Source organism: Candidatus Villigracilis vicinus (genome assembly GCF_016702885.1).
Classification (GTDB): domain Bacteria; phylum Chloroflexota; class Anaerolineae; order Anaerolineales; family Villigracilaceae; genus Villigracilis; species Villigracilis vicinus.
In genome coordinates this window covers 286731-310228 of the sequence record NZ_JADJDD010000001.1, presented here as the reverse complement: position 1 = coordinate 310228, position 23498 = coordinate 286731, and the positions used below count along the sequence as shown (strand labels likewise).

28 protein-coding genes and 1 tRNA gene are annotated in these 23498 nt (G+C 49.4%); 23 read left to right on the top strand and 6 right to left on the bottom strand.

Annotation, left to right across the window (positions count from 1 at the left end; translation table 11 throughout):
• Positions 1-13: 13 nt before the first annotated feature.
• Both IPG80_RS01580 and IPG80_RS01575 read right to left on the bottom strand, forming a co-directional pair.
• Positions 14-1843 (bottom strand): aldehyde ferredoxin oxidoreductase family protein, encoded by a 1830-nt coding sequence (locus IPG80_RS01580; RefSeq protein WP_345101930.1) that lies wholly within the window; start codon positions 1841-1843, stop codon positions 14-16.
• A gap of 50 nt (positions 1844-1893) precedes the next feature.
• The gene (locus tag IPG80_RS01575; RefSeq protein WP_345101928.1) at positions 1894-2133 is read right to left on the bottom strand and encodes a MoaD/ThiS family protein; all 240 of its coding nucleotides are present in this window, start codon (positions 2131-2133) and stop codon (positions 1894-1896) included.
• 38 nt (positions 2134-2171) lie between these two features.
• Between IPG80_RS01575 and IPG80_RS01570 the strand changes: the two genes are divergently transcribed.
• The 5 genes from IPG80_RS01570 to IPG80_RS01550 all read left to right on the top strand — a co-directional run bounded on the left by IPG80_RS01570 (position 2172) and on the right by IPG80_RS01550 (position 5130).
• The gene (locus tag IPG80_RS01570) at positions 2172-2612 is read left to right on the top strand and encodes a PaaI family thioesterase (RefSeq protein ID WP_345101926.1); all 441 of its coding nucleotides are present in this window, start codon (positions 2172-2174) and stop codon (positions 2610-2612) included.
• The gene (locus tag IPG80_RS01565) at positions 2609-3316 is read left to right on the top strand and encodes an aspartate/glutamate racemase family protein (protein ID WP_345101924.1); all 708 of its coding nucleotides are present in this window, start codon (positions 2609-2611) and stop codon (positions 3314-3316) included. The genes IPG80_RS01570 and IPG80_RS01565 overlap by 4 nt, the downstream gene beginning before the upstream one ends.
• Positions 3317-3398: 82 nt before the next feature.
• Entirely contained in the window at positions 3399-4076 is a 678-nt protein-coding gene (locus tag IPG80_RS01560) for a hypothetical protein (RefSeq protein WP_345101922.1), read from the top strand.
• 93 nt (positions 4077-4169) lie between these two features.
• Positions 4170-4625: a hypothetical protein gene (locus tag IPG80_RS01555; protein ID WP_345101920.1), complete on the top strand. Its 456-nt coding sequence runs from the start codon at positions 4170-4172 to the stop codon at positions 4623-4625.
• Between the two features lie 67 nt (positions 4626-4692).
• Positions 4693-5130, top strand: a complete 438-nt coding sequence (locus tag IPG80_RS01550) for a hypothetical protein (RefSeq protein WP_345101918.1) — start codon at positions 4693-4695, stop codon at positions 5128-5130.
• A gap of 29 nt (positions 5131-5159) precedes the next feature.
• Here IPG80_RS01550 and IPG80_RS01545 read toward each other — a convergent pair whose 3' ends face one another.
• Positions 5160-5636: an aminoacyl-tRNA deacylase gene (locus IPG80_RS01545; RefSeq protein ID WP_345101916.1), complete on the bottom strand. Its 477-nt coding sequence runs from the start codon at positions 5634-5636 to the stop codon at positions 5160-5162.
• Between the two features lie 84 nt (positions 5637-5720).
• On the opposite strand from IPG80_RS01545, the gene IPG80_RS01540 reads away from it, so the two are divergent.
• The 7 genes from IPG80_RS01540 (at position 5721) to IPG80_RS01510 (ending at position 11500) form a co-directional block, all read left to right on the top strand.
• Complete coding sequence (locus IPG80_RS01540) at positions 5721-6071, top strand: hypothetical protein (protein WP_345101914.1); 351 nt, start codon at positions 5721-5723, stop codon at positions 6069-6071.
• 81 nt (positions 6072-6152) lie between these two features.
• Complete coding sequence (locus IPG80_RS01535; RefSeq protein WP_345101912.1) at positions 6153-6605, top strand: cyclic nucleotide-binding domain-containing protein; 453 nt, start codon at positions 6153-6155, stop codon at positions 6603-6605.
• A gap of 132 nt (positions 6606-6737) precedes the next feature.
• Positions 6738-8954: a bifunctional (p)ppGpp synthetase/guanosine-3',5'-bis(diphosphate) 3'-pyrophosphohydrolase gene (locus tag IPG80_RS01530; protein ID WP_345101910.1), complete on the top strand. Its 2217-nt coding sequence runs from the start codon at positions 6738-6740 to the stop codon at positions 8952-8954.
• A gap of 74 nt (positions 8955-9028) precedes the next feature.
• Positions 9029-10243 (top strand): gephyrin-like molybdotransferase Glp, encoded by a 1215-nt coding sequence (gene glp / locus IPG80_RS01525; RefSeq protein ID WP_345101908.1) that lies wholly within the window; start codon positions 9029-9031, stop codon positions 10241-10243.
• Positions 10244-10249: 6 nt separating this feature from the next.
• Positions 10250-10675, top strand: a complete 426-nt coding sequence (locus IPG80_RS01520) for a vitamin K epoxide reductase family protein (RefSeq protein ID WP_345101906.1) — start codon at positions 10250-10252, stop codon at positions 10673-10675.
• 11 nt (positions 10676-10686) lie between these two features.
• On the top strand, positions 10687-10917 hold the full coding sequence (locus IPG80_RS01515; protein ID WP_345101904.1) for a hypothetical protein: 231 nt from the start codon (positions 10687-10689) through the stop codon (positions 10915-10917).
• A 133-nt stretch (positions 10918-11050) separates the two neighbouring features.
• The gene (locus tag IPG80_RS01510) at positions 11051-11500 is read left to right on the top strand and encodes a GNAT family N-acetyltransferase (RefSeq protein WP_345101901.1); all 450 of its coding nucleotides are present in this window, start codon (positions 11051-11053) and stop codon (positions 11498-11500) included.
• Positions 11501-11585: 85 nt separating this feature from the next.
• Here IPG80_RS01510 and IPG80_RS01505 read toward each other — a convergent pair whose 3' ends face one another.
• Positions 11586-13397: an aldehyde ferredoxin oxidoreductase family protein gene (locus IPG80_RS01505; protein WP_345101899.1), complete on the bottom strand. Its 1812-nt coding sequence runs from the start codon at positions 13395-13397 to the stop codon at positions 11586-11588.
• A gap of 20 nt (positions 13398-13417) precedes the next feature.
• The gene (locus IPG80_RS01500) at positions 13418-13828 is read right to left on the bottom strand and encodes an SCP2 sterol-binding domain-containing protein (protein ID WP_345101897.1); all 411 of its coding nucleotides are present in this window, start codon (positions 13826-13828) and stop codon (positions 13418-13420) included.
• A 162-nt stretch (positions 13829-13990) separates the two neighbouring features.
• Here IPG80_RS01500 and IPG80_RS01495 point away from each other — a divergent pair, with 162 nt between their 5' ends.
• The 9 genes from IPG80_RS01495 (at position 13991) to IPG80_RS01455 (ending at position 21585) form a co-directional block, all read left to right on the top strand.
• A complete protein-coding gene (locus tag IPG80_RS01495) occupies positions 13991-14902 on the top strand; it encodes a transporter substrate-binding domain-containing protein (RefSeq protein WP_345101895.1) in 912 nt (303 codons plus the stop codon).
• Between the two features lie 82 nt (positions 14903-14984).
• Positions 14985-15833: an amino acid ABC transporter permease gene (locus tag IPG80_RS01490; RefSeq protein ID WP_345101893.1), complete on the top strand. Its 849-nt coding sequence runs from the start codon at positions 14985-14987 to the stop codon at positions 15831-15833.
• A gap of 13 nt (positions 15834-15846) precedes the next feature.
• The gene (locus tag IPG80_RS01485) at positions 15847-16599 is read left to right on the top strand and encodes an amino acid ABC transporter ATP-binding protein (RefSeq protein ID WP_345102346.1); all 753 of its coding nucleotides are present in this window, start codon (positions 15847-15849) and stop codon (positions 16597-16599) included.
• Positions 16600-16607: 8 nt separating this feature from the next.
• Positions 16608-16991 (top strand): STAS domain-containing protein, encoded by a 384-nt coding sequence (locus IPG80_RS01480; RefSeq protein WP_345101891.1) that lies wholly within the window; start codon positions 16608-16610, stop codon positions 16989-16991.
• Positions 16988-17464 carry a hypothetical protein gene (locus tag IPG80_RS01475; protein WP_345101890.1) on the top strand — a complete coding sequence of 159 codons (477 nt, stop codon included), beginning with the start codon at positions 16988-16990 and terminating at the stop codon, positions 17462-17464. The genes IPG80_RS01480 and IPG80_RS01475 overlap by 4 nt, the downstream gene beginning before the upstream one ends.
• Positions 17461-17760: a hypothetical protein gene (locus tag IPG80_RS01470; RefSeq protein WP_345101888.1), complete on the top strand. Its 300-nt coding sequence runs from the start codon at positions 17461-17463 to the stop codon at positions 17758-17760. The genes IPG80_RS01475 and IPG80_RS01470 overlap by 4 nt, the downstream gene beginning before the upstream one ends.
• A gap of 43 nt (positions 17761-17803) precedes the next feature.
• Complete coding sequence (locus tag IPG80_RS01465) at positions 17804-18496, top strand: class I SAM-dependent methyltransferase (protein ID WP_345101886.1); 693 nt, start codon at positions 17804-17806, stop codon at positions 18494-18496.
• Positions 18493-19341 carry a polysaccharide deacetylase family protein gene (locus IPG80_RS01460; protein ID WP_345101884.1) on the top strand — a complete coding sequence of 283 codons (849 nt, stop codon included), beginning with the start codon at positions 18493-18495 and terminating at the stop codon, positions 19339-19341. Before IPG80_RS01465 ends, IPG80_RS01460 begins: the two co-directional genes overlap by 4 nt.
• A 36-nt stretch (positions 19342-19377) precedes the next feature.
• Entirely contained in the window at positions 19378-21585 is a 2208-nt protein-coding gene (locus tag IPG80_RS01455) for an ATP-binding protein (protein WP_345101882.1), read from the top strand.
• A 35-nt stretch (positions 21586-21620) separates the two neighbouring features.
• On the opposite strand, the gene IPG80_RS01450 is transcribed toward IPG80_RS01455, so the two are convergent.
• Positions 21621-21702 (bottom strand) — tRNA-Leu (locus IPG80_RS01450).
• Between the two features lie 64 nt (positions 21703-21766).
• Here IPG80_RS01450 and plsX point away from each other — a divergent pair.
• The gene (plsX, locus tag IPG80_RS01445; RefSeq protein ID WP_345101880.1) at positions 21767-22783 is read left to right on the top strand and encodes a phosphate acyltransferase PlsX; all 1017 of its coding nucleotides are present in this window, start codon (positions 21767-21769) and stop codon (positions 22781-22783) included.
• Positions 22784-22785: 2 nt separating this feature from the next.
• Positions 22786-23481: a hypothetical protein gene (locus IPG80_RS01440; RefSeq protein ID WP_345101878.1), complete on the top strand. Its 696-nt coding sequence runs from the start codon at positions 22786-22788 to the stop codon at positions 23479-23481.
• Positions 23482-23498: the final 17 nt, after the last annotated feature.

The following is a 23498-nucleotide window of genomic DNA, read 5'->3' as shown; positions in this document are numbered from 1 at the left end:
TCTTTGCGTCCTTTTACATTGGCAGACCCAACTCCATTAGCTTCTCTTTTGTTGGATAGCCCTTCTCATCCCAGCCGCGCTCTTTATAAAATTCCGGCAGCATCTTATCGAGTTCCACAACTTTGCCTTTGGCAGGACCATCGGGCAGAGGTTCGTGTAACATACGATACGGGAGTGTATCCCATTCGGGTCCCGAACCAGCCTTGATCAGGAACATACGCTCAAGCGTATATACCCGGTCGGCAGCTTTCATCACCTCTTCAGGGGTATATCCTGCGCCGGTGGTCAAATTCATCATGGAGGCAAGAGTCTCCGGCCAGATCATGCGATCTTTATTGAATACGTAGCGGATCGCCACGAATACACACAAACCAGATGAATCGATCAACGCAAAAGAATCTTCAAAGTGTTTGACGAGGGCGGGCTTGCCTTCCGTGGAAAGCGGGTTCTCCTTAACCGGCACACCAAAAACCTCCTCGTACGCAACATCGCCTTCCATATGTGAAGCGCCTTTATTGGAGGTGGCATATAACAGCCCCATACCCTGCGAACCGCGCGGATCGTATCCAGGGAATTCCTGTTTTCGTGTGGTTACAGCGATCTCAGGGTGCCCATATTTCTCGGCAAGTCTGTAACTTCCCATGGCAAGCTCCCTGCCAAAGCCTTCGTTGTACGCCATCAATTTGATCATGGCGATCATGGCGTCGTGGTCGCCAAATTTCAATGGCATACCGATCACATCTTCGGGGATATATCCCTTTTCGTACATTTCCATCGCAGCAGCGATGGTCATGCCAGTGGTGATCGTATCCATGCCATATTCATTGCACAAATAATTCGCCTTCACCAGAGCTGCAAGATTACTCACACCGCAGCCTGTACCCAGCGACGAGATCGTTTCGTACTCAGGTCCCTCTCCCTTGCCTTTATATGGACCATCAGGCACTTCTGTTAAACGCCCGCACGAAAGTGGACAACGGTAACAGGGTGTATGCCGCACCAGGTATTGATCTTTAAGGGCGTCGCCATCCACATTGTGAACATGCTCGAATGTTCCTTGCAGAAAATTGCGCGTTGGCAAAATACCCAGCGTATTGGTCACTTGTGGCACATAGGATGTGCCGTAAATGCGCATGTTCGAACCCTTCTTTACGTCCGCGCCCACATTCTTGGAGGTTCCTACGCTGATCGAACGCATTCCTTCAGGGTCATGCAATGGCGGGTTTTTATTACCCATCGCAACCACCGCTTTGAGGTTCTTGCTCCCCATCACAGCACCCACACCTGAACGAGCCGCAGCGCGATGTTTGTCATTCATGATGGCTGCCATCAAAGCAAGGTTTTCACCAGCGGGTCCAATACAGGCGACACGCGCTTCATCAGATGTCTCTGCTTTGAGGATATCCGTCGTCTCATGCGTATCCTTCCCCCACACATGCGCCGCAGACCGGACCTCAACCTGGTCTTCATTCACCAACACATATACCGGCTCTGAGGCTTTTCCCTCAAAAATGAACATATCAAACCCGGTGCGTTTCATCCATGTTGGAAATTCACCGCCCGAATTGGAATGCGCCAATGCACCCGTCAACGGAGATTTGGTAACGACCATATAACGGTTGCCCGTTGGCGCAGGAGTGGCCGTCAGCGGACCCGTAGCAAAGATCAACATATTCTCTGGAGAGAGCGGTTCCGCCATGGGGTCCATTTCTTTATACATATAATGGATCGCCCAACCGCGCCCGCCAAGATAATCCCGGGCGATCTTCGGGTCTACATCTTCTTTTGTGGCTTTTCGGGTCGTAAGGTTTACACGTAAAATTTTGAGGTGCCAGCCGTACATGTTTGCTCCTTGGGGTGGAAGTTTTTAGTTATGCTTTCATACGTTCTGATCTATCCGCCAGCAATGGCAGAAAACGCAGTAACCGTATCGCCTTCTTTTAATGGTGTATCCATCTCCACAGTGAGACCATTCAACACGATAACGCTTTCATCATTGAGGGGGATATCAAAGCGGGATATGACATCGTAAACCGTTACCCCCTCAAGGACGTCCAACTCCACAACGCCGTTCACTGAACCGGGAGGCAGAACATCACGATAATTAGCGATCATTTTTACGCGTATCATCATTTGTGAATTTTAGCATGAAAGGGGATAAAATCAGCGCCATGAAACGTCAACTTCCATATCATGGCTGGTGTTTTGTCTGTGGGAATGAAAACCCGAATTCGATCGGTATCACAATGTTCGTGGATGACGACGGTGTCCTAACCTCTGAATTCATGTTGAACAAGTCACACCAGGGTCCGCCTGGGCATGCACATGGAGGGGCATCGGCGGCGGTGCTGGATGAAGTGATGGGGTTGGTAGTTTGGGCAGCGGGTTATAAAGTAGTAGCAGCAAACATCAACATCAATTATCGGAAACTGCTTCCGCTCGAACAGCCGCTTCTTGCGGTTGCGCGAATCACCCAAAAGAGCACGAGGAAAATCGTCAGCGTAGGAGAGATCCGTCTGGCTGATGCAACCGTCGCTGTAGAGGGAAGCGGGGTCTATGTCATCGCCCCGCAATTATTTGTAAAATCACCCATGGAAGGAATTCATTCATGAAAACAATCGGTCTGATCGGCGGGATGAGCTGGGAGTCATCCATAGAGTATTATCGCATCATCAATGAAACGGCGAAGGAAAAACTGGGCGGGCTGCATTCAGCAAAGAGTCTAATGGTGACTGTAGACTTCGCCGAGATCGAAAAACTGCAACACGAAGACCGGTGGGACGAAGCTGGTCACATTCTGGTGAAATGTGCGCAAGACCTCGAACGCGGCGGCGCAGATTTCATTGTGCTCTGCACCAATACGATGCATAAACTCGCCGACCAGATCACTGCAAATGTGAACATTCCTTTTTTGCATATCGCAGATGCCACGGCAGAGAAGATCGTTGCAGCAGGTATGCATCGGATCGGATTACTCGGCACACGTTTCACCATGGAACATGATTTCTATAAAGGACGTCTGATCAACGATTACGGACTGGAAGTCGTTATTCCGAACGAATCTGATCGAGCCATCGTTCACCGTGTGATCTACGAAGAATTGGTGCTTGGCAAGATCATGGAAGCATCACGGGAAGAATACAAACGCATTATGAATGACCTGCTCTCTCAAGGCGCACAGGGAATTATTCTCGGCTGCACAGAGATCGAACTACTCATCAAGGAAGGTGATTGCAATGCGCCACTCTTCCCGACCACAAGGATCCACGCAGTCGCCGCTGTGGAAAAATCGCTGGCAGATGCCCCAAAGGTATGATATATGCATTAAATAACCAAACGTCCTATTTACTCTGCATGTGAAGCGAATATACTCCTGCAAGAAATTTTCAGGAGAATCCATGTTCAATTTATTTAAGAAAAAAGAAACAAAAACAGAAAATCCATTTCCAGACCTTAGGGCACATTTCATAGGCAATGTTCCACTAAACGAATGGCCCAAAGGGGAAATGAGTGAACATCCGTGGTCTTTATTTGCAGCAGCACGCAAGCATGTATTGGCAAAAAATAATTCTGAAGCCGAGAAAATTTATCGTCAGATCATTGAAGCACCCGGTCTTGAACCGCGTCACTATATGCAAGCCTGGATGTTCATGCGCTATTTTTTGAAGATCCAGCCGCCCGCTGAAATCTCAAAACAAGTGTATGGTGTGATGGTAGAAGTTTTTACACCAACGGGCATTATGTTGGTGGTCGCATATGCTGACCACAAAGCACGAAGTTTGCACTCTTCAGGCGGCGGAGTCATTTGGGAGAAACCAAACGACTCCCTAAATGAAAAAGTAGAAGCGGTGATCAAGGCAGGGGAAAATGCGGTTAAATCCATTCCATTGGTGGTAGTGGATGTCGTTCCAAAGCCTCCGGCACAAGTTGATCATATTTTGATCTGTATCGCCACTCCTGCAGGTATCTATCACGGATTAGGAACCGGTCAATTCTTATCGAACGACCCATATGCCGGTCCGATCGTAACATCATCAGGGCAACTCTTGCAGGGGTTGGAAAGTTTGAAAAAATAATTTACGCCTCAATAAAGCCCACCCTTTTAGAGTGGGCTTTATTATTTGGCAGGGAAAGAACGCGGAAACACCGGCTTCGGATAAAATATAAGAATGCGATCCGCTTATCTATTCCTTTGTGCGATCTTGATCAGTGCCTGCGTCCCTATCCCCACCCCCGAGCCGACGCCCACCGCCGCACCACCATATCGCATTACGCCAAATGAAAATCCTTTCGAACCCAAAATTGAGGACACTGGCAGGCAAACCGCATCGGTCACGCTAACATCTGTCGGTTTTTCAGAGAGTTACGGGTTCACCCCGCCGCGCGCTGTACTCGCCTTGGTAGGGTATATGCCCAGTGTTTGCAATGAATTAAGAGTTAATATCAACCCGCCTGATGAGCAATATCGCATCTTTGTAGAGGTGTACAGTCTCATCAACCCGGATGTTGAATGCGACAATGTCTTCCAACAATTTGAAACCAGTATTTTGCTCGGAACCTACTCTCCCGGCCGATACTATGTCTGGATCAACGATGCATTGGCGGGCGATTTCGTCTCGTATTAATTCATATAACCTGCCCAAAATGGAACTTATCTGGGCAGATCATCGTCATTTTCCAAAAGGAGACCTGATGAAACGCTTCACTATTATGATATTCCTACTTATTGCTTCAGCATGCGCCCCGGCGCCAGATGAAGCTGTCAGCAGCGACGAGCCAGCTTCACCTCAAACCGGCGAATACGCTCCCAGCCCTGCAGATGGCTCGTTAACTCGCGGCACAGTGTTTGTTGACACTTCAGAATTACTCACACTGGAAAGTTACCCTCTGCAATTTAACCTGAACATCACAGGGAATTTACCAACACCATGCCATAAACTGCGCATTGCCGTAAATACACCCGATTCAGACAACAACCTTCATATAGATGTGTACTCAGTTGTGGATCCAGGCGAAATTTGCATTCAGGTGCTTGAGCCGTTTTCGGTCAATCAACCTTTGGGAAGTTTTCCGCAGGGACACTATCGCCTGTGGGTCAATGGAGAGATGGTCGCCGAATTTCAATCATAAAAAAAGAGCCGGAAAATTTCCGGCTCTTTTTAATCCACCCGGCTGATTTCGCCAAACCGGGCATTGACCAATGACGCCAGATCTTTTACACCCAATTGAATGTTCAATCCACGCTGCCCGCCTGAGATATAGATCTCTTCAAATTTTTGCGCAGCAGAATCGATCACAACTTGAAAACCTTTATTGATAAGCGCCAACGGTGAAATGCCACCTGCCTGTAGACCGGTCAATTGTTCGGCTTCGCGTTCGGTTGGTAAATGCATCTTCTTCTCACCTAAAAAGCTCGCCAGCAACTTCAAATCCACCACATGCCGACCTGGGATAACAGCCAGCACCGGTTTGCCTTTTTCACGCTTGGTAACAATGGTCTTAAAAACCTGCTCTTCCGGCACGTTCAAGAACTGTGCCGCCTCCACGGCTCCTAATTTTTCAACAGGCAGCTCAAATGCTTTATACTTTGTCTTACGGGCATCTAAAAATCTTGTGACATTATTTGTGACTGACATTTTATTAATTTCCTGTAGAATATTATAAACTTATCAAGGATACTTGCTCTCTGTTGACACCGCAAATATTCAAAGGAGGCTGATATGTCCAACCAGGAACAGGAACGTCTCAAACGTCTACGCGAAAAGCAGATCGCCGATCGTGACCCGCTGGTAAAACAACGCAAACTCCAACAGAATTACTCCGTCAAATCCAGACGCATGCGCAAGCCGTTCAAGTTAACAAGCGCATGGAAAGACATTCCCCACGTCATACGCACACCTCTATATGGGCTTACCCTCGGCATGGCAGCGATCATCGTACTGCCAGAACTTTGGGATTCCTTTTTTGCCATTTGGGTGGCTCTTATCATCGCTGTCTTCTTAATTATATTTGGCATTATCCTTGGCAATTCGCTGGACTTGCGTGACGATATCAAGGATTCACTGAGGTGACACCCAGCGCCTCAAGATCAGACCTGCAACCTGCACCACCCCATTCACCCATCTCACCCTGAAAACTGGAGACAACCTAAGATGATCAGTACGGAAACCCTTTCCCAATTCAGCTTGTTCAATGGATTACCTGAGTCGCTCTTAAGAGAAATAGCAGCCATAAGCACCGAGGCGGAAGCTAAACAGGGCGAGTTTGTCTTTCATGAAGGCGAAAAAGCGGACAAATTGCATTTTCTCTTGAAAGGAAGCATCGCTTTGCGCGTGAAACTAACCTCCCGACCTGAGAGCGTAACCGTCTCCTTTATCTCAACGCCATTTCGTAGTTTTGGCTGGTCTGGCATCGTGCCGCCTTTCCATTACACCTCCAGCGCCGAGTGCGACGAAGACTCCACATTGTTGAGCATCCCTGCCGACTCTTTTATGAAGCTGCTTGAGAACAACCCGGAACATGGATTTGTAGTAATGCGCCGTGTAGCTGAAATAGTCGCCGACCGGTTGAGGAACAGCCATCAAGCTTTGCTGAAAACCCTTTAAATACACCCGCAAATATAGCCCGCCTCAAAAATAACGCCGAGGCGGGTTTTCTTTTTCCAAAACCAAGAGAAGCCGCCAGAAAACAGGAACAAGCCCGGCGTCAGGATGAAGCGGGCGTAGTAAAATCAGGGGATGAAATCGGCAGTCATTGAAATCCCAATGGATAAATTAATGGAACAGCTCCCGGAGAACTACACACACACCGACCGGGAACTGGTCATGCGCGCGTATACATACGCAGAAGAGGCGCATCGCGAGCAAAAGCGCCATTCAGGCGAGCCGTACATCAACCACTGCATCGCCGTGGCAAGAATTCTCACGGAGTTAAAAGTGCCAGCAGAAGTAGTGGCTGCCGGGTTATTACACGATACCGTCGAAGATACGCCAGTGACGCTGGCGGATATCCGCCGAGAGTTTGGGGACACGGTGCGTCTGCTGGTTGATGGGGTGACAAAATTAACTCACCTGCCGCGAGTTTCACGCGGCGATCAGCATGCTGAAAATAATGAAGACGAAAAAGAGGATGTGGTCATAGAACCTGCCCTGCTCGGGCGCAAGGAAGATATGATCTCAGAGACTCTGCGTAAAACCTTCCTTGCCATGGGCGAAGATGTAAGTGTGGTGCTGATTAAACTGGCAGACCGCTTGCATAACATGCGCACGCTGGGGCACATGCCAGAGCACAAGCGCAAACGTATTGCGCAGGAAACGCTCGATATTTTCGCGCCGCTGGCAAACCGCCTCGGCATCTGGCAATTGAAATGGGAATTGGAAGACCTCAGTTTCCGTTACGTTCAGCCGGATAAATACAAAGAGATCGCCGAGTCACTGGCAGAGCGCCGCCCCGACCGAGAGCGACAGTTGGAAGAAATCAAAGAAAATTTGGTGCGTCTGTTGGAAAAGAACAACATCAAAGCCGAGCTGAGCGGGCGCCCCAAGCATATTTATTCGATTTTCAAAAAGATGCAAAAGAAAGACAAGTCTTTCGGCATGTTATATGATGTGCGTGCCGTACGCTTGATCGTGCCGGATGTCCCCTCGTGTTACGCTGCATTAGGCGTCATCCACACCACATGGCGGCCGGTACCCGGTGAGTTCGATGACTACATCGCAGCACCAAAAGACAACCACTATCAATCCCTGCACACTGCGGTAATGTACGACGACAAACGTCCGTTGGAGATCCAGATCCGCACACAGGAAATGCACATGAACGCCGAATATGGCATCGCTGCGCATTGGCGATACAAGGAAGGCGGCAGGCACGACAAGCAATTTGAAGAACGCATCAAAGACCTGCGTAAAATGATGGAATGGCGCGGGGACGTGAATGACGCCACCGAATTCGTCGAATCGATGCAAAGTGATGTGTTCCGTGACCGGGTATACATCTTTACCCCACGCGGCGACGCCATAGACCTGCCAGCAGGGTCCACCCCCATCGACTTCGCCTACACTGTCCACACAGACATTGGTCATCGCTGCCGCGGCGCGCGTGTGAACGGCAAACTCGTGCCGCTTGACCATGAATTGAAGACCGGCGATCAGGTAGAGATTCTCACCGCCAAGCGCGGCGGACCAAGCCGGGATTGGCTCAACAACAACCTGGGCTTGGTTAAGACCCAACGTGCCAAATCGAAGATCCGTGTATGGTTTAAAAAGCTGGAAGATGAACAAAATCTCGCCACTGGTCGCGATACCTTAGAACGCGAGTTGCAACGCCTTGGCATTACCGAGGTGAATTTTGAGAAGTTGGCACGTGAACTCAGCTACAAAACCCCTGATGACATGTTCATTGACCTGGGCACAGGCGAACTTTCGATCAGCAAACTCATCAAACAGTTCTCCAACACCGAAGAAATAAAGGATATCCTCGAAGCCAACGCACCGGCGTTTCCTCATAAACCAACTGATGCAGTCGAAGTTTTAGGATTAAAGGGAATGCTGGCAACCATGGCAAAATGCTGTAACCCGATGCCCGGCGACCAGATCGTGGGCTACATCACCCGTGGACGCGGCGCAACGATCCATCGCCTTGACTGCCCAAATATTTTGCAAACCCAAGACCGCGAACGCCTTCTCAAAGTAGGCTGGGGGCATGCAGAGCAAACATTCCCCGTGCCGGTGAAGATCAAGGCATACGACCGCCAGGGACTCATGAGCGATATTTCAAACCTGCTTTCTGACGAGAACATCAATATCAACAATGTCTCGGTCAACGTAAACCGCAGCATCGCGGATTTAAAGCTCATCATTGAAGTGAAAGATCTGACACAACTAAGCCGCATCCTCACCCGCATCGAAAATCTACCGAATGTGATGGAAGCCGTTAGAACCAAGCCAGGATAAATTCCGCCTCCATTACGAAAAGTACAACTCACAATATCAGAATTCAGATGGGGGTATAATCGCGGCGCTTCGATATGCTTACCGTTAATGAAGCGCGCGAGCGCATCCTTTCTCAATTTACAGCCTCCACAACGGAGAGAATTCCGCTTATTGATGCGGCTAGTCGTGTGCTGGCTGTGGATATTTCTGCAAATGACGATTACCCACCCTTCGATAATTCCGCTGTAGATGGGTTTGCACTGCGGACCGAAGATACATCCGCTTCATCCTCAACATTGAACGTGGTTGCCGACATCCCAGCCGGTTCTGCACCGACAGTTACTCTGAGAGCCGGGCAGGCAGCCCGCATCATGACCGGCGCGCAAATCCCTCAAGGTGCAGATTGCGTCATCCCCGTTGAAGACACCAATTTCAAAAATCGCAGCGCTGGGACGGTTCCCCCAAGCATGATCACATTTTCGCAACAAATGCAGGCGGGAAAAAACATTCGTACACGCGGCATGGATATTCGGGCTGGCGAGATTGTCATAAAACAAGGGCGAATCCTCAAACCGCAAGACCTGGGTTTGCTGGCAACGCTTGGCTATACGGATGTGAGCGTTTACAAAAAAGCACGGGTGGCATTGCTTTCTTCTGGCGATGAACTGCTGGAATTAGGGGCACCGCTTGAGCCGGGCAAGATCCGTGATTCGAATTCTTATGCACTGGCAGCAGCGATCTTGAGTGCAGATGCTGAAGTGATCCGTTTGGGCGTTGCAAAGGATACCCGCGCATCTGTGACCGATCTGCTCGACAAAGCGGCACAGGAACATGCAGACCTGATCCTTTCTTCTGCCGGGGTCAGTGTTGGCGCATTCGACTTCATCAAGGAAGTGATCGAAGCCAATGGCAGTATGGATTTTTGGAAAGTGAATATGCGCCCGGGAAAACCGCTGGCATTCGGGTCGTATCGCGGCATTCCGTTCATTGGGCTGCCAGGCAACCCTGTTTCAGCCTTCGTAGGTTTTGAAGTTTTCGTTCGTCCCACACTTGAGCGGCTGAGCGGGAAACTGGATGGAGGCAGGCAAACGGTTCGTGTGCGATGCGTGGAAGAGATCACATCAGATGGACGAGAGAGTTACTTGCGGGCGACCTTGCACACGCAGGAGGGAATCCGTCTTGCAACACTAACTGGACACCAAGGCTCGGGCAATCTTCTCTCACTGGTGCAGGCGGATGCTTTACTAATCATCCCCGCTGGTGTAAAATGCGTGCCTGCTGGCTCGGAAGTTGACGCCATACTTTTGTGAGGAACCATGAATAAATGGCTTTACCGCGCTTCAATAGCGCTTGTGATCATCGGTCTTGCTGTTTCGGTCTATATGACGATCTATAAGATCAGCGGCAACGATGGTATGTGCCTCGGCTCTGGCGATTGCTCCACCGTGAACGCCAGCCGCTTTTCAGAAGTGAACGGGATCCCAGTGGCGGTTTTTGGCATCGTCGGGTATGTTGCGATCCTGCTCGTTCATCTGTTCGAGAACCGTAATGAGTTCTTTCGAACAAATGGCACATTGTTGATCTTTGGCATGTCGCTGACGGGCTTTCTGTTCACGCTCTGGTTAATTTACGTGGAGCTTGTACTATTGCAGGCCATTTGCCCGTTCTGTGTTACATCACAAGTCGCGATGACGATCATTTTTATCATTGCAGTCACGCGACTATTCCGAAACCAAGATTAGGAGGATTCGAAATGCCCCGTATCAAGTGTCACTATGTTGATTGTGTTTTCCTGGATGAAGGGTTGTGCGGCGCTGCTGCCGTAGAGTTCGACCCCGACACAGGCTGCGTAACCTATTCCCCTGCTGATGGCGCCGCCGCTGCAGATGAATGGGAAGACGAAGAAGAGCTAGATGAATGGGAGGATGAAGAAGCGGACGGCGAAGAAGATGATGAGTGGCTGGAAGAAGAGGATGAGTTTTAACCACGCCTCACTTCCACACTTACAGTTGATACCAAATAAAAAGCCTTCTCTGCGCGAGTAGGCTTTTTTTGTTCGCAGAATTGGAATAAAATTTATTATTCAATATTTAGCCCGATCACAAAAGAGGATCTTAATGACCACACTTACCAGAACCAATTCAGATGACCAGAATTTTGTAGAACTTGTCCATCACCTTGATGCGGACCTTGCCGAAAAGAATGGCGATCAGAACCCGTTTTACGCTCAATTCAACAAGATCGCAAAGATCAAACATGTTGTGATCGCTCATGAGAACGGAAAAGCTATTGCCTGCGGCGCAATAAAGGAGTACGAGCAAGGCATCATGGAAGTGAAACGCATGTATACCGCCCCAGAGAGCAGGGGTAAGGGAATTGCCGGGCAAATTTTGGCAGAATTGGAGTCTTGGGCAGCCGAGTTGGGATATCAAAAATGCATTCTAGAAACCGGGTTAAAGCAGGTGGCTGCGATCCGCTTGTACGAAAAGAGCGGATACAGCCGAATTCCAAACTATGGGCAATATGCAGGCATTGAAAACAGCGTTTGCTTTGAAAAGCGGCTCTAGATCATTCCCTGATTTGGGTTGCTATTTTTTACACACAGATATTTCACGTTTTTTTGCAGAACGATCTGTAATAAACCGACGCAGATCATCCCCATAAATCCTGAGCGGCTTCATTCAAACCAAGCTCCAGCAACTTCTCTTTTGTCGGCTTTCCAGTGCTCAGGTCCCAACCTCGGGCTTCATAATAAGCAACAAGCATGGCTTTTATATCCGGCACAAACCCCTCTGCGCCGCCTTCTTTATGAGGTTCAAGCAAGGCTTTGGGTAATTTATCATTACTTGCATTCAAACCCATGCGATTATTAATGGCACGCTTCAAGTTCCAGGCACGCTCACCAGATTTCATCAGATCCGCCACGGTCCAGTTCAAGCCTAACTGAGCATTGAGCAGGTCCACCTGGGTCTGCGGCGGCACATTGGCGAAAATACAGATCAAGACCGAGTTGAAATGTGTGCGCCAATTTTGATGCCTTGCCACATTGGCGGCCTTCTCTGCCTGGGCGTGACGCTCCATGTAATGGATACCGATCTCTTCATACGTATGTCCCCAATCCACAAAGAAATAATCAGATTGGTTATGGCACGCCCCACGCGGACTGGTGGCATACGAAAGCGCCATACCCGAAACACCACGTGGATCGTGATACGCAACCTCAAGCCCATTGACCTGCACAGCTTCATCTTCCGCGCCGAACGCCGCTCCAAATTGACGCGAGCCGCGCGACATGACGTCACCGATCCCTTCACGACGGGCAATTAAGTGGATCAACTTCTCAGCGGCGGCAGATTCTCCCCAGTGCAGATCCAACCCGCCCGTATCTTGAGCCGTGATCTTTCCCAGTTCAAAAAGGTGATAAGCCAAGCCAATCGTATTGGAGGTGCTGATCGTATCCAATCCATATTTATCGCAAGTTTCACCAAGGCGAACGACTGCATTTAGATCGTCGATCAATAGGCTGGGACCGAAACCAACAACGGTTTCATACTCTGGACCTTTGCGCTTCTTTCCGTCGCCGAGATTCACAACACGCCCACAGGCAATGACACATCCCTGACAGGCGCTTTTTCCGACCAGAATCGACTCGGTGATCTTTGCGCCGGAAATATTATCAACGCCAGGGAACATTCCTTGATGGTAATACTTTGCAGGCATAGCTCCAAGATATTCGGCGTAATTTGCCGCACCCGCCGAACCAAGCTCGCTCATCACTTTCGACTCGTTATCCTGCTTCAAACTCCGGTTTGCTTCAGAACGCACAGCAGAATATTCTTCGGTTACTTCGATTTTTTGAGTCCCATGAACCGCAATGGCTTTTAGATTTTTAGACCCCATCACTGCGCCCATGCCGGTTCGCCCTGCCATGCGTCCGTGGTCGCAGCAAATCGACGCATACAACACGCCGCGCTCTCCTGCTTCGCCAATGACTGCAACCCGTGCCGCCTTGACACCTACTTCTGCACGGACGAGTTCCTGCGTCTCATAAACATCTCTGCCCAGCAAACCCGCCGCACTGCGGACCTCAAGCCTGCCATCCTGAATCCAAAGATATACAGCACCAGAAGCTTTTCCTGTGATCCACAAGCCGTCGTACCCGGCTTTGCGAAGCTCGGGTCCCCAAAAACCTCCGATATTTGATTCAGCCCATAAGCCAGTTGCTGGTCCCTTGCCACAGATAACAAATCGTCCCGTTGTGGGACCATTCGTTCCAGAGAGTGGTCCATTGATAAACAGCAGCGGCGACTCGGGAGAAAGCGGGTCCAGGTCTTTCGTGAGAAATGGGTACAGAATGCGCGCAGCAAGCGAGGCACCGCCGAGGAAATCCCTTTGCCAATCGGCAGGGATCACAAACTCCTCGGTAGTATTTGTGGTCAGGTTAATTTTCAGAATGGGCAGCATTATGATTTATCAAACACCTGTTAAACAATTTCCTTGGTCACTTCTTGCGCACAGCGAACAAAATCAAGGACCACAGGAACGTTCCGCATCATATACCCCATACTGCCATTGACCTTTAATTTCATGGTCATCATGGCGGTCATTGGGTTTAATTTACCAGTTAGCACTGCGGTGATGTTATCGTAACTGGCTGTTAGATTAAAGGCAACATTCGAGTATTTTGCCGGGTCAGGGTTGTACTCCACTTTGCGACAGGTGCCATGCCATAGATCAAGATAGAAGGTTAATTTCTCTTTCAAATTACCTTCGGGTTCAATATGAAAGAACAGGTCGCCCTCCCAATTCTTTGCGATCTCTGCATAGTGTGTATCTGAGTTCAGTTTTGCTTCAAGATCATTCAACCATTCCTGGCTGGGAAACATGGAATTCATTCGATTCGCCTCCAAAAGATTAAGTATGCAATTTTACCATCATGAAATTAACAACCAAAATCCTTGCAGAATCGAAAAAAATAGTCTATGCTTAGTGGGCGGGTTGAGAAACAATCCGTGGCAACGAAAAGTTGTCCATCCCTTTTTTCTCTCGGAGGAGAAATGAAGAAACTTTTGACCCTTGCCAGCATCCTTGTTCTGGCATCTCTCGTACTCACTGCCTGCGGCGGTGGAGGCGGTTCTACCGCATCAGACCTACTCGGAGCCATTCAAGAACGTGGATATATCCTTGTTTCCACCGACCCGAACTACGCGCCGCAATCCTTCCTTAACACCGAAGGTTCACGCCCGTCGGATACCAAATGCCCCGGTGACGCACTGACCACCACTGAAATGCAGGGCTTCGATGTAGATGTTGCCATTGCCATCGGCGACTCCCTCGGTGTTGAGACTTGTTTCGCCACCCCTTCCTGGGATGCGATCACTGCCGGTAACTGGGCTGACAAATGGGACGTGAGCGTTGGCTCCATGACCATCAATACTGCCCGCCAGCAGGTGCTCGACTTCAGCGTGCCCTACTACTACACCCCTGCGGTTGTGGCAGTTTCCGCTGATTCTGGCATCAGCTCTCTTGACGGACTTTCCGGTCAGGCAGTTTGCGCCGGCGCCGCCACTACCTACGAAGCCTGGCTCAACAATGATGCCGAAGGTTTGGGCTTGCCCGAATCCTCCATCTATTCTCCAGTTCCTGCTGATGTGACCGTTGTGCCGCTGGAAACTGATCAGGAATGTGCCCAGTCGATTGCCTCAGGACGCACCGATTTCGTCGCTTATGTAACCTCTGAAACTGTGGTCAACGCTAATATTGCCGAAGGTATGCCGGTTACCAAGCTGGACGGCGCCGTCTTCTCTGAAGACCTCGCTGCTGCTTTCGACAAATCCTCCACGCTGGACGCCACCTCTCTGCGCGCCAAAGTGGACGAGCTCTTCACCGCCATGCACAGCGACGGTAGACTCGCCGACCTCTCCACCAAGTGGTTCGAGGTTGACCTGACCGCTGCACCTAACAAGTAATACTCAAGAACAAAAAAGGGAAGCGGCAATAGTGCCGCTTCCCTTTTTATTAAAACAACTCCACCCTTCGGAGGTATACACGATGGCATCCACGACCAATCAGGGAGAAGCGCCGACTTCTCAAGCAGAACTTCTCTATCAAGCGCAGCTGCGCAAGGAGCGCCTGTTTCGTACGCATGTTGGCGCTTCATGGGCGGTACTTTTTTTCATTTTGATCTTTTTATTCAGCGGGCAAAATATTCAGTTGGGTTCTTTCAAATTTGAAACCATCCAACTCGATACAGAATTCATTCTCAAAAACCTTACGTTCATTGCCGAAGGGCTGGGGCAAACCCTGTTGATCTCAGTCCTTTCCATTGCCTTTGCCATTTCGCTCGCACTATTAGCGGCGTTGGGCAGGCTTTCCACGTTTCCGCCGATCTATGCCATCAGCACTTTTTATGTTTCCTTGATCCGCGGAACCCCTCTTTACCTTCAGATTTTCTTCTTCTTCCTGGCTTTACCGCAACTTGGCATCATCCTATCCGGGACATTTGCCGGGGTAATGGCGTTGGGATTGAACTATGGCGCCTACATGTCTGAAACGTTCCGTGCCGGGTTGAGCTCCGTCGGCAAGGGTCAGCGTGAAGCCGCTATGGCATTGGGAATGACTCCCGGTCAGACCATGAGGCGGGTCATCCTGCCGCAGGCATTACGATTTGCCATTCCGCCCATGGGCAATGACTTCATCTCCATGACCAAAGACTCAGCGCTTGTATCTGCCACGGGCTTCGTACACGAGTTGATGTGGCGTGCCACCAAGGTTGGGCGCGCACAGTTTAACAACCTTGAAGCCCTCATCATGGCAGCCATGTTCTACTGGGTACTCACCCTTATCCTCACCTACTTCCAGGGAAAACTGGAAGCCCGCCTTTCCAAGGGAGATCGCTAACATGTCTTTGCCGATTGTCAAAGTATCCAATCTTGATAAATATTTCGGGCGCTTGCACGTTCTAAAGGACATCAGTCTGGAAGTCCCTGAACGCCAGGTACTATGTCTCATCGGACGCAGCGGCTCCGGTAAAAGTACGCTATTGCGCTGCCTTAATTTTCTTGAAGAACCTTCTCACGGCGTCATCGAAGTGGATGGTGTGCAGGTCAACGCCGAGGTAAAAGGCAAGGAAAGACGCCAACTCGTCCACGATGTACGCCTCAAGACGGGTATGGTCTTCCAGGAATTCAACCTCTTTCCGCACATGACCGTCCTTGAGAATGTGATCGAGGGTCCGGTCACTGTCAAGAACATGGACAGAAAACGTGCCATCGAACTTGCGGAGCAAAACCTGGACAGTGTAGGTATGCTCTTCAAAAAAGATGAGTATCCTTTGCGTCTCTCGGGCGGGCAAAAACAACGCGTTGCCATCGCCCGCGCCCTGACCATGGAGCCGCGCGTCATGCTTTTTGATGAGCCTACTTCAGCCCTCGACCCGGAACTCATCGGCGAAGTGTTGAATGTCATGAAAAAAGTCGCCAACGAAGGCATGACCATGATCGTCGTTACCCATGAAATGGGTTTTGCTCGTGACGTGGCAGACCGCGTGATCGTGATGTCTGAAGGTCAACTGATCGAAGACGCCACACCAGAAGATCTGTTCAACAACCCCAAGGATTCACGCACCAAGGCGTTGATCGACCGCTATCGCTCTGAAGATCAATAAACCGAACAATGTCAATCTCTGAGCTCAAGATCACAACCGAACACATCCAGCGACAAGATAAAGAGATCATCACAATTTTCCACCTGCGCGGCTGGCTCGACAGCCAAAGTGAAAGCACGCTGATCGCCGCCGCGCAGGAAGAATTTTCACAAGGGATACGATACCTGGTCGTCAACCTTGAAGAAATTCAAATGCTGACTAGTGCTGGAATTCGCGCTGTTCAAAAGCTACATAAACTATTTGAATCGTCAAATCCCGACCCGGCTACGGTGCGCCTCAAGTTATGCAGCGCGCCTCAACAAGTGCATCACGCACTGGCATTGACTGGCATCCTGCAAACCATTCCCATGTATGAAAGCCTGCAAGCCGTCCTGATATCCTACAACAAGTGACCCCAAAAATGACCATCGCCATTACCCGCAATGTAAGTTCACGTTTCAACGAGTGTGAGATCACCCACATCGAACGCACGCCCATCGACCTCAATATTGCCCGTGAACAGCACACTGCCTATGTTCACACCCTTGCAGATCTCGGCTGTCAGGTGATCGAACTCCCTGAAGAAGCTGACCTGCCCGATTCAGTCTTTGTAGAAGACACCGCTTTTATTCTGCCTGAAGTAGCAGTCATTACCCGCCCCGGTGCAGATTCGCGCAAGCCAGAAATAGACACGATCATCCCTGCTCTTACCCCACACCGCCAATTGGTACACGTCACCGCCCCTGCTAGTGTTGATGGCGGCGACGTGCTGGTGATCGGAAAAAGATCTTCATTGGGCTTTCCACCCGCAGCAATATGCAAGCGGTCGCCCAATTACATTCACTGCTTGGAAAGTTCGGTTACACGGTTCAAGGCGTGGAAATGACCGATTGTCTGCATTTGAAAACCGCCGTCACGCGAGTGGATGACAATACTCTGCTCATTAACAAGAATTGGGTGGACCCTGCTTACTTTCCCGGCTTCAATTTGATCGAAGTAGACGCCTCAGAACCCTTCGCCGCGAACTGTTTACCCGTCCACGAGAAGATCATCTACCCGATCACCTTCCCAAACACCCGCAAACGTCTCGAAGAAAAGGGATACACCATTGCACCCGTTGATCTTAGCGAATTGGCAAAAGCCGAAGGCGCCGTCACTTGTTGCAGCCTGATCGTGGCGTGAATCAGGTTCGAGGTCCAGCTTGAAGCGGGTATAATCTCCAGCCATGAACAATCAAAAACCTATCTCAGATTCCGGCAAATACTGGCAGGATCACCTCATTAGTTGGGAAGCCAGCGCGTACTTCAAAGAAGGGCAGGAAAATGCAAACTGGTGGGACAGGCTCTCCACCACCTTCCGCGGCGACGCGATGTACGTCCGTATGAACACCGCATTGGAATTGGTCCAGCCGCACATTAGCGGAAAGACCGTTTTGGATGTGGGCTGTGCATCCGGGCGTTTTGCGTTTCAGATGGTGCAGGCAGGAGCGCAAAAAGTATTCGGAACCGATATCTCGAACGAAGCCTTGGAACTTGCCCAAAAACGCGGCGCCGAATTGGGTATGCAGGATAAATTGAATTTTTCTGCACTCGATGTGGTCCAGCCCAATACCCCGCTTCCACAAGTGGACCTGGTCACTGCACTGGGCGTCATTGAATACTTCGACGCTGCCGCCATGACTGCCTTTCTTGGCAACCTGCGCACCACCTATTTCCTGTTGGATTTTCCCGACTACGGAAGAAAAAAGGAATTCCCCACCTGGATTCTGCGGCAGGTTTACATCCGCGTAAACCGCCTGCCGGGTGTATTTCTTTACTCGCTTGAAGAGTTCGCCAAACTTGCCGAACCTTTTGGTTTCAAGAACCTGCGTGTGATCAAACAAAATAATTTTTACTACGTTACCAATTTGCCCGAATGAAAAAATTAGCCTGTGTAACATTGGATATGGAACCGGACTACGGCGATCCGGAGAAAAAAATTCGCCTGCTTGAAGACCCGAAATATTTCGAGCGCTACGTATCTACGATCAATAAGTACGGCGCCAAGGTAACCATGTTCACGGTTACCAGCCTGTTCGACACGCACGGAAGCCTGTTTCAAAAACTTGCAGAGCGCATCCCGCTTGAGTTTTCCGTCCACTCACACACACATGATCCACACAACGCCTGTTCATTAGAAGAAGTTCAAAATTCGCAGGCTGCATACGAAAAATTCACAGGCGCCAAACCATTGGGGTACCGTGCTCCCATCGGGCAGATCGATAAGGACGGGCTGGGGCACCTCCTCGACCACGGGTTTACATACGACGCGAGCGTGTACACATCCTTTCGTCCGGGTAAATTTGGTTATAACAACCTGCATATACCCAATACGCCCTTTCAAATCACGCGTAATGACGGCAAGTCGCTGGTGGAATTCCCGTTCACATCCATCGAAACCATCCGCATTGTGTTTGCATTGAGTTATGCCAAACTTTTTGGCTGGGGCATCTACTCTCTATTGCTGAAAATGTTTGGCTTGCCATCAATAGCATTATTGCTTTCCCACCCATATGATTTTTATTTTGGGAGCATTCCCAGTAACACCATTGAGGGCTTTGAAGCGTTTGCAATGGCGCGCAATACCGGGCGCGAGTTCGATATATTTGAAAAAACATTAGCCACATTATGTTCTCAAGGTTACGAGTTCGTGCATTTGAGCGAGGTTTACGAACAGATCAAATCCAATAAACTGGAACTCTTTGAAGTTGAAAATTGGAAATAAGTTGATCTCCTTGTCCGTCATCCGGCTGGAGTCTGCATGAATGTATTAAAAGCTTTAAGAACAGCCATATACCCAACTGCGGATCTACGCGCAGAAGACGCCCGACTGGAACACACCACACGTGCTGTATTTATCGTTATTGGGTTAAGTCTGTTTGTTACACTGCTGGCAGTCTTGGTTCTGGACCTAAACGCCGCCCAACCTGAAATATGGCCAATATTCTTGGTTCTCGCAATATTGGTTGTACACAGCCTGATGTGGTTCTTCCTCATTCAAAAAGGGTACTGGAAAACGGCAAGATTTTTTCCACCTACAGCATTTCTGATCGCAGGAGCCCTACTTACCAGCAAACCAGAACTGAACACTGCTGCCGTTTTACAATATGTTTTATGTATCCTGCTGGCGTCGATCTTATTCGACGAATCAGCGAAGTGGATCGCCATTGCTGTATCTTCCGGCTGCTATCTGGCAGTTCTGTATATTAGCAAACCGCCCGTCAATTATATTTCCTCAAACATTGTATATGTGAATATTGTGATCCTTGTTGCGATCGGCGTGCTCCAGCAGATCACCACCGGAGTGATCACCCAAACCATCAGCCAATTAACCGCAGAAACCGCGAGTCGAAAGAAATCTGAAGAATCGGCTTTACAAAAAGAGCGCATTCTTTCGGTGATCGCAGACTCTGCTCAGCTTCTGCTAGGGGCACAGGATTGGAAAACAAAGATCGCTGAAATGCTGGAATTACTGGGGTCAGTTTCAGGAGCAAGCCATGCGTATTTATTTCAAAACCATGTGAATGAACAGGGTGCTTTGCTCTCCAGTTTGAAATACGAATGGAAAAACCCAGCCCAACACCACCCGTCTGACCCTGAAATGTTCCAAAATGTACCTCTTCTGGAAGAGGACATGATCGATTGGTACAATATCATCATTACCGGAAAACCCTTTTACAATTCAACTGAGATTTTTCCACCTGAGTGGTCAGAACAAAATTTAGAACGCGCACAAATAAAAACTCTACTGGATGTGCCAATTTTCGTGGATGGGGAATGGTGGGGTGTGATCGGTTTCGACGATTTTGAACGTATTAAACCCTGGTCACAAGCAGAAGTAGATGCTCTGCAAATCGCCGCAGGGTTATTGGGGTCGGCGATCAAGCGGCAAAAAAGCACAGACTTACTGACCGCCTCCGAGGAAAAGTTTCAAAAAACCTTCCACGAGACACTGGTGCCAATGGTGATCGGGAGAATATCAGACAATATCATTCTGGACGCAAACCACGCATTCACAAAACTGACAGGCTTCTCAAAAGAAGAGGTGATCAATCGCTGGTCTTCGGAATTAAATCTCTGGCAAAATAGCGAAGAACATGCCCTTCACAACCGGCTTATTCGCGAACATGGGTTTATCCATGAATTCAAGGCAAGTATGCGGAAAAGGAACGGAGAAATTGGAATTGTTTTGATCTCCGTTACAGTGATCAAGATCGATAACGAAGATTGTCTGCTTTACACAATCTCCGATATCACAGGTTTGGAAAAAGCATTGAACGATCTACAAAACAAGAATAGCGAACTGGAACGATTTACATACACTGTATCCCATGACTTAAAAGCACCTTTGATCACGATCGGGGGATTTATGGGGCTGCTCGAAAAAGACCTTATTTCGGGAGATGTTGAGAAGATCCGAAACAGCGCACAACGCATCAAAGATGCAGTCGCCAGAATGGAACGATTGCTCAACGAACTACTGGAACTTTCCCGCATTGGACGCATGATCAATGAGCCGGGTAAGGTTCCGTTTCAAGAGATCGCAAGTGAAGCCGTCGAGTTGAATCAGGGTCGTTTGGGCGCGAACCACATCAAAGTCAGGATAGAGACGGACCTACCCACAGTCAAGGTCGATCGCGCCCGAATGATCGAAGCAATTCAAAATCTATTGGATAATTCAGCAAAGTTCATGGGAGAACAAGACACCCCAGAGATTGTAATCGGCGCCAGACGGTCAATGGATGGCGAGCATAATTTCTTTGTAAGGGATAATGGGATTGGCATCGAGCCTGTTTACCACGAACGCGTTTTTGGTTTGTTCAATAAACTGGACGCAAAAACCGAGGGAACAGGGATTGGTCTGGCTCTTGTTCGAAGGATCATTGAATATCATGGTGGTCATATTTGGGTCGAATCGGAAGGTATCAACAAAGGTTCAACCTTCTGGTTTACCCTTCCGCGCCCTTAAAAGCAAAGAACTCCCATAATGGGAGTTCTGGCTTGTGCGCTGGAGAGGACTTGAACCTCCACGTCTTACGACACACGCACCTCAAGCGTGCCTGTCTGCCAATTCCAGCACCAGCGCGTAAGCAGGCAGTATTATAATCGTGTTACTTTTCTTGTCAAGCAAATCACATAGGAGATTTTTCATGGCTCGTATCGTAGTAGATGCAATGGGAAGCGACGAACATCCCGGACCCGACGTGGAAGGCGCCATTTTGGCGGCGCGGGAATATGGGGTGGAAATTATTTTTGTTGGCGATGAAGCCAAGATCAAACCGGTTCTTGAAAAACAGAACACACAGGGCTTGAAGGTCAGAGTAGTGCATGCGCCAGAGATGTTGACGATGGAAGATAAGGGCGAAGCACTTGTCTTGAAAGCACGTGCAAAAGATGCGCAAAATTCCATGGCGGTCGGTATGGATATGGTCAAACGCGGCGAAGCGGATGCCTTTGTGACGGCTGGCAACACCGGCGCGGGCATGGTCTCAGCCCTCTTTCGCCTCGGGCGTATCCGCGGCGTGGATCGCCCTGCCCTGGCTCCCATCTTCCCGACAGCTACCGGAACCTGTGTCGTACTCGATATTGGCGCCAATCCTGATTGCAAACCTGAGAACTTAATTCAATTTGGCATTCTTGGAAGCATTTACGCAGAAAAAGTTCGCGGCGTCAAAAATCCCAAGGTTGGGTTGGTGTCCAATGGTGAAGAAGAAGGCAAAGGAAACGAATTGGTCAAAGGTGCCACCCCCTTGTTCAAGGCATCCAAATTAAATTACTTTGGCAATGTGGAAGGCAAGGAAGTCATTGGTGGCGCAGTGGATGTAGCGGTGACGGACGGTTTTACCGGCAATGTCATGCTAAAAACTTCTGAGGCGGTTGCAAAATTGATCACAGATACGATCCGCACGCTGATCAAGAACGGCAGCTTGCGCACCAAGATCGGCGGATTGCTTGTTAAACCAGCGCTGGGCGCCATCAAGAAATTATTGGATCCCGGCGAACAAGGCGCCGCCCCCATGTTGGGCGTGAACGGACTGGTATTCATCGGTCACGGAAGATCTGATGCATTCGCCATCAAGAATGCCGTCCGCGTAGCAAAAGAAGCTGTTGACGTAAAAGTTTTAGATGCAATGAAATCTGCCATCGAAGAGAGCCTCAAGAAATAAACATGAAGATCATCAAAAACGAAAAACTGATTAAACGCAATGGAACGATCGGCAACTGGACCAGTCTTGTGGCATTGCTGGTTTTGGGGGGCGGTATGTACATTTCCTTTACCAGACCAGATTGGTTTGTATATTCACTGGCATGTCTTGTCATCGGGTTTGTAATGACGCAGGTGGGTATGTATATGGGGAATCGCTGGGGGCGCTCCCCTCGTCGCGACGAAAAAATTGACGCTGGGCTAAAAGGACTTCATAGCGAATTCAGCATCTATCATTACACCACCCCAACCTCCCACTTGCTGGTTGGACCCTCTGGAATATGGGTAATTCTGGCATATCAACAAATAGGAACAGTAACTTTTGAAAAAAACCGCTGGAAGATCAAAGGCGGCGGCTTTATGCAATCCTATATGCGCATATTTGGACAGGAAGGTATTGGTCGCCCCGATCTTGAAGCCGAAACCGAAGTGGCAGCGATTAAAAATTTCCTTGCCAAAAAAATGGAAGGCAAGGTCGTACCTGAGATCCAGTCTATCATGGTGTTCCTCAACGACCAGGTTGTTATAGAACCAGGCGAAGCTTCGATCCGTGCGATAAAACTCAAACAGCTCAAAGGCTTCATACGGGAAACAGCAAAGCAACGCAAACTTACCAGTGCTCAAGTCCAGGATCTCAACCATATTTTGGAAGCCCAGTAATTCAAGATTGTTCTTTT